The 1,430-nt window shown below is 34.5% G+C and carries 2 protein-coding genes; both read left to right on the forward strand.

All coding sequences use genetic code 11. From position 1 onward, the window contains the following. Positions 1-48 precede the first annotated feature (48 nt). Positions 49-534 (forward strand): helix-turn-helix domain-containing protein, encoded by a 486-nt coding sequence (locus tag AC1RPV_RS07575; RefSeq protein WP_481761995.1) that lies wholly within the window; start codon positions 49-51, stop codon positions 532-534. 26 nt (positions 535-560) lie between these two features. Next, complete coding sequence (locus AC1RPV_RS07580) at positions 561-1,400, forward strand: IS3 family transposase (RefSeq protein ID WP_481761996.1); 840 nt, start codon at positions 561-563, stop codon at positions 1,398-1,400. Positions 1,401-1,430: the final 30 nt, after the last annotated feature.

A 1,430-nucleotide genomic window follows, 5' to 3' on the forward strand; every position in this document is an offset into this window, starting at 1 on the left:
TGAAGTGAACCCCCTGAGTTGGAGAAATCTAACTCAGGGGGTTTTACTATGTTCACAGTTGAAATAAAGAAAAAAGTTCTAAAAGAATATTTGAAAGGTAAACCAGCCGGTTTACTAATGAAGAAGTATGGAATCAAGGGATCTGCAACTATTTATCAATGGTTGGATCATTTTAAAATGTTTGGGATTCAAGGCTTAGAAAATAATTTAGGGAAGACATTTTATGATTATTCCTATAAAATGAAGGTCATTCACTGGCGATTAAAACATAGGGCTTCTTTTCCGGTTACAGCACGTCATTTTAAAATTAAGAATCCTGTCGTGATTTGGGACTGGGAAAAGAAACTGGTACAAGGTCGCTTAAAAACTTCAAAAGGAAAACTGCCTAAAATGACTAAATCAAAAAATCCAAAAACTTCAAAACAATTACAAGAAGAAAATGACTTTCTAAGGGCACGGGTAGCGTACTTGGAAAAATTGGACGCCTTAATACAGAAAAAACAAAGATTAAAAACCAAGAAAAAGCCCAGATAATCACTGAGTTAAGGTGTGAATTACAGATTAAGTTGGCAACCGTATTAAAAGCTGGACTGATGTCCAGCAGTAGCTACCATGATGCTTGTAAACGAGAGTACCAACAAGATTCAAAAGAACTGATTGAAACGATTAAAACAATTTGTGAAGGGCATTCTGATTATGGGTATCGTCCCGTAACAAGTGAGTTACGTAACATAGGCATTAAAATCAATCACAAAACCGTGTTGAGAATAATGCGAGAAAACAAACTCCTATGTCACGCTTACGAACGAAAAACGAAAAGATATAATTCATATAAAGGAACTGTTGGTAAAATAGCTTCCAATCTTTTAAACCGACGTTTTAAGACTGATAGATCCTATCAAAAAATAGTAACTGATGTCACTGAACTACGATGGGGAAATAAAAGTACAAATGAAAGAGCTTATTTTACGGCATATATTGATTTATTTAATAGTGAAGTCCTTCAATGGTCAATTAGCCTCCACCCAACGGTGGAGTTTGTGACAGAACCACTAAAACGGTTAATCAATAAACGTTCAAATCTCAGTTATCGAATGACAGTTCACTCTGATCAAGGATTTCAATATCAGAACAGCCGTTATACAGAGATTATCAAATCAGCAAAAATTTTTCAAAGTATGAGTCGCAAAGCGACTTGTTTAGATAATGCATGTGCTGAAAGCTTCTTTCATATTTTAAAAGTTGGGACAGTTCATAATCACGATTATGCGACATACGAAGCTTTAAAAGTAGCCATAAAAAATTATATTGATTATTACAATCATAAAAGAATTAAAATAAAACTGGCCGGTATGTCTCCGATTGAATATCGAAAACATACCGACCAGATGATCGCTTAATATTTACTCCAACTTTTGGGGTTCACTTCA

This window comes from Dellaglioa sp. CoH-55-MRSF-9 (assembly GCF_056782155.1).